Below are 4,906 nucleotides of genomic sequence, written 5' to 3'. Positions count from 1 at the left end.
CCGCGCCGGAGGCCCCCGTCGAGTGGGGCGAAATCGAGGAGCCGCGTGTCCCGCAGCGGCTCTTCGCACTCAAGGACCGCGACACCTTCCTGGTGGCCGACAGTCACGGCGACATCTCGGGCGACGCCGACGGGCTGTTCCATGACGACACCCGCATTCTGTCGTGCTGGCGGCTGCTGCTGGGGGATCGGCCCCCGACGCTGCTGTCGGGGGCGCTCAGCGAGGACAACGTCTTCTTCACCTCGCATGGGCTGAACCGGGCCATCCCCGTGCCGGCAGGCCCGGTCGGCCCGCCCGGCGTGCTGCACCTGGAGCGCAAGCGGTTCCTCTGGGAGGAGCGGCTGTACGAGCGCATCACCCTGGTGAACTACAGCCCCGAAGCCGTCGCCCTGCCGCTGACCCTGCAGTTCGACGCCGACTTCCGCGACATGTTCGAGGTCCGCGGCGCCCGGCGGCGGCGGCGCGGCCGGCTATTTCCCCCCGAGGTGCGCGGCCAGTCCGTCGCCTTCCGCTACGAGGGGCTCGACGGGGTGGAGCGCGCCAGCGTGGTGTCGTTCTCGCAGGCGCCGCTGCGGCTGACCGAACATCGGGCCGAATACCGGTTCGACCTGAAGCCGGATGAGCGGGTGGAGCTCTATGTCGAGGTGGGCGCGGGCGATGCGCCGGCCCCGGACTGTCCGCGGTTCCGGGCCGCTGCCGCCCGGGCCCGGTTCGCCATGCGGGCCAGGCGCCGACGCGGCGCGCGGCTGCACACCAACGGGCGGCTCTTCAACGCCTGGATCGACAAGTCCCGGGCCGACATCGCGCTGCTGACCACGCCCATGCAGACGGGACCCTATCCGTATGCGGGCATCCCGTGGTTCTCCACCTGCTTCGGCCGCGATGGGATCATCACCGCCTGGCAGATCCTGTGGTTCGAGCCGGAGCTGGCTCGCGGCGTGCTGACCTACCTGGCCGCCTATCAGGCGCAGGAGACCTCGGCCTTCCGGGACTCCGAGCCCGGCAAGATCATGCACGAGACCCGGCGGGGCGAGATGTCGGCCCTCGGCGAGGTGCCCTTCGCCCGCTACTACGGCGGCGTCGACACCACCGCGCTGTTCGTGGCGCTCGCCGGCGCCTACGTCGACCGCACCGGCGACGTCGAGCAGGTTCAGCAGTGGTGGCCAGCGCTGGAGCGCGCCGCGGACTGGATCGTCCGCTCGATGGAGCGGCACCCGCTGGGGCTCCTCGCCTATGCCGCCGGGGCCGCCACAGGGCTGACGAACCAGGGCTGGAAAGACTCCGGCGACAGCGTCTTCCACGCGGACGGCTCGTTCCCTGAGGGGCCGATCGCGCTGGTCGAGGTGCAGGGCTACGCCTATGCGGCCTTCCGGGCCATGGCCATGCTCAGCGCCCGGCGCGGCGATCCGGAAGCCGCCGCTGGCTGGACGCGTCGGGCCGAGGCGGTGCGCGCCACCGTCGAAGAGCACTTCTGGATGGAGGAGCACGGCTTCTACGGCATCGCGCTCGACGGGCAGAACCGTCTCTGCCGGGTTCTGGCCTCAAACCCTGGACACCTGCTGTTCACCGGCTTGCCGACGCCTGCCCGGGCGCGGAAGGTCGCCGACCGGCTGCTGTCGGGGGCGTTCTTCACCGGCTGGGGGCTGCGCACGCTGGCCCACGGCCAGGCCCGCTACAACCCGATGAGCTATCACAACGGCTCGGTCTGGCCGCACGACACGGCGCTGGCCGCCTACGGCCTCTCTCGCTACGGCGAGCGCGACGGCCTGGTCCGCCTGACGACGGCGCTGTTCGAGGCGGCGGTCAGGTTCGAGATGCGCCTGCCCGAGCTGTTCTGCGGCTTCCCTCGCGCGGCCGGCGAGCCGCCGGTGGCCTATCCGGTGGCCTGCCTGCCGCAGGCCTGGGCGGCGGGCTCGATCTTCATGATGGCCCAGGCCTGCCTCGGCCTGAAGATCCACGGCGACGCAGGTGAGGTCGAGATCTGCAACCCCGTCCTGCCCGTCGGCATCGACCGGTTCAGCATCGAGCGCCTGACCGTCAACGGGGACACCATCGACCTGACCTTCGAGCGTCAGGGAAACCGCATCGCCGTCCACTCCAACAGCCGCGGGCCGCGCCTGCGGGTCCGGTACGCTTGAGCCTACCTCCGCGGCGTATGGGCGAGACGCAGGATATTGGCGGCGCCCGGCGACCCCATGGGCAGGCCGGCGAGGATCAGCACCCGCTGCGCCGGCCCTGCCAGGCCCGAGGCCACCGCCTCCTGGCAGGCGAGCTTCGGGATGTCCTCCGGATCGCGGATGTCGGGCACGACGCGGGGCTCGACACCCCAGGCGAGCGCCAGCTTGCGCGCGGTCGCCAGCCGCGGCGTGAGGCCAAGCGTCGGCTGCACCGGCCGCTCACGGCTGAGCCGCAGCGCCGTGGTGCCGGTGAGCGTGAAGGCGGCCACGCAGGCGGCGGACGACGCCTCGGCGGCGTGGAAGGCGGCGGCCACCAGGGCGTCGGCGTCGCCGATATCGTGCTCGGCCCGCATCAGCTCGGGCCAGCGGGGGTCCTGCTCCACGCGGGTGATGATGCGGTCCATGATACCGACCGCCTCCATGGGATAGTCGCCCGCCGCGGTTTCGGCCGACAGCATGACGGCGTCCGCGCCCTCGTAGACCGCGCCGGCCACGTCCGAAGCCTCGGCGCGGGTCGGCGTCGGCGAGTGGATCATGCTCTCCAGCATCTGGGTCGCGACGATCACCGGAATGCCCCGGGTGCGGGCGGCGCGGATCAGCTGCTTCTGGACGACGGGCACATCCTCGGGGTTCAGCTCGACCCCCAAGTCACCGCGGGCCACCATGACCGCTTCCGAGAGATCGAGGATCTCGTCCAGGGCGTCCAACGCCGCCGGCTTCTCAATCTTGGCCAGAACGCCCGCCCGGCCGTCGACCAGCTTGCGCAGCTCGGCCATGTCAGAGGCGCGCTGCACAAACGACAAGGCGACCCAATCGACGCCCTGGCTCAGCGCAAAGGCCAGGTCCTTGCGGTCCTTCTCGGTCAGTGCGGGGATCGGGATGGCAAGGCCCGGCAGATTCAGGCCCTTGTGGTTCGAGAGCCGCTCGCCGGCCTCGACAACGGTGTCGGCCCAATCTGGACCGTGGGCCGTCACTCGCAGGCGGACCTTGCCGTCGTCCAGCAGCACCAGCGCGCCTTCGCGCAGGGCGGCGAACACCTCGGGATGGGGCACGCCCACGCGGGTGCGGTCGCCCAGCGCCTTGTCCATGTCGAGCCGGAAGCGCTGCCCGGCCTCCAGCGGCGCGGCGTCGTCCTGGAACCGGCCCAGGCGCAGCTTGGGGCCCTGCAGGTCGGCCAGCACGGCGATCGGCCGGCCCACCGCCTGCTCGGCCTCACGCACGTGGCGGATCGTCTGGGCGTGGTCCTCGTGGCTGCCGTGGCTGAAGTTGACCCGAAAGACGTCGGCGCCGGCCATGGCGAGCGCCCGCACCTGGTCGAGCTCACGGCTCGCGGGGCCAAGGGTCGCCACAATGCGCGCACGTCGGGCTCGGATCATCGGTTCCGCCTGAACTTGAGGACTCTGGATGTGAGGGCGCAGACCCACGAACTCACGAAGCGAGTCGCGAGGTCCCGGCGCCAAACTTATCCAATCACGTTAAGCTCTCGTCGAGCGGAAACCGGGCGCGCCCCGCCGCCCCTGCCGCACTTACCCCGGAGTAGTCGCCTTTGACCCAGACGCTGGACCTGTTCCCGATCGGCAATTGCGCGGCCAGCGCCCTGATCGACCGGGCCGGCCGCTATGTCTGGGCGTGTGCGCCCCGCGTCGACGGGGACCCGATGTTCTGCGCCCTGCTGGGCGGCAAGGATCCGGCGGAGGAGAACGCCCAAGGGCTCTGGGCCATCGACGTCGAGGGCACGGTGGAGGTGAAGCAGGCCTACCTGCGCAACACGCCGATCCTGCGGACCGAGATCCGCAACGCCGACGGCGCCGCCGTCGAGATCCTGGATTTCAGCCCGCGCTACCGGCACTACAGCCGGCAATACCGGCCGCTGGCCTTCGTGCGCCTGGTGCGGCCGCTGGCGGGCGCGCCCCGCATCCGCGTGCGGCTGAAGCCGATGATGAACTACGGCGAGCGCCCCTGCTACCAGACCGCCGGCTCGAACCACATCCGCTACGTGGGCCAGGAGACGACGCTTCGGCTGACCACCGACTGCCCGGTCAGCCACATCCAGGAGGAGCGGACGTTCCGGCTGGAGAAGCCGCTAGGCTTCTTCTTGGGCCCCGACGAGGGCCTGGACGCCGATGTCGACACCGTCACCGGCCGCATGCTGCGCGAGACGACGGACTACTGGCGCGGCTGGGTGCGGACGCTGTCCGTGCCGCTTGAGTGGCAGGAGGCGGTGATCCGCTCGGCCATCACACTCAAGCTCTGCCAGTACGAGGAGACCGGCGCCATCGTGGCGGCGCTGACCACCTCGATCCCCGAACACCCGGACGAGAACGGCGCGGGCCGCAACTGGGACTACCGGTACTGCTGGCTCCGGGACGCCTACTATGTGGTTCAGGCGCTGAACCGGCTGGGCGCGGCCGACATGCTGGAGAACTACCTGGTCTACCTGCGCAATCTGGTGGACCTCGCCGGCCGCGGCGAGATGCAGCCGGTCTATGGCGCGACGGGTCAGCCCTCGATTCCGGGGCTCGGCCCCTCCATGGTGGTGGACCGAACCAAGGCCGGCCACGTGCAGCCGGTGTACGGCGTCGGCCTCGAGCCGGTGCTGACCGAATGGATCGCCCCGCACCTGCCGGGCTACCGCGGCATCGGCCCGGTCCGGATCGGCAACCAGGCGCACGAGCACCTGCAGCACGATGTCTACGGCCAAATCGTGCTCTCGACCGTGCAGGCGTTCT

Annotated in this window: 3 protein-coding genes; 2 read left to right on the top strand and 1 reads right to left on the bottom strand. The window is 71.0% G+C overall.

Translation table 11 applies throughout. The annotated features are described in order from the left end of the window. Window positions 1-2,138: amylo-alpha-1,6-glucosidase (locus RIF93_RS18660; RefSeq protein WP_309092955.1), on the top strand; the 2,138-nt coding region annotated here is incomplete at its 5' end. Between the two features lie 2 nt (window positions 2,139-2,140). Here the strand turns inward: RIF93_RS18660 and pyk are convergent. Continuing rightward, window positions 2,141-3,553: a pyruvate kinase gene (pyk, locus tag RIF93_RS18655; protein ID WP_309092954.1), complete on the bottom strand. Its 1,413-nt coding sequence runs from the start codon at window positions 3,551-3,553 to the stop codon at window positions 2,141-2,143. 170 nt (window positions 3,554-3,723) lie between these two features. Between pyk and RIF93_RS18650 the strand changes: the two genes are divergently transcribed. Then, on the top strand, window positions 3,724-4,906 hold a 1,183-nt coding region (locus RIF93_RS18650; RefSeq protein ID WP_309092953.1), incomplete at its 3' end, for a glycoside hydrolase family 15 protein.

Origin of the sequence: Phenylobacterium sp. (genome assembly GCF_031181185.1) — a bacterium.
In the GTDB taxonomy this organism is placed as follows: Bacteria; Pseudomonadota; Alphaproteobacteria; order Caulobacterales; family Caulobacteraceae; genus Phenylobacterium.
This window is presented reverse-complemented; position numbering and strand designations above follow the sequence as displayed.

Coding starts and splice junctions, on each gene's coding strand:
- pyk (WP_309092954.1), bottom strand. CDS start 3,553: ATGATCCGAGCCCGACGTGCGCGCATTGTGGCGACCCTTGGCCCCGCG.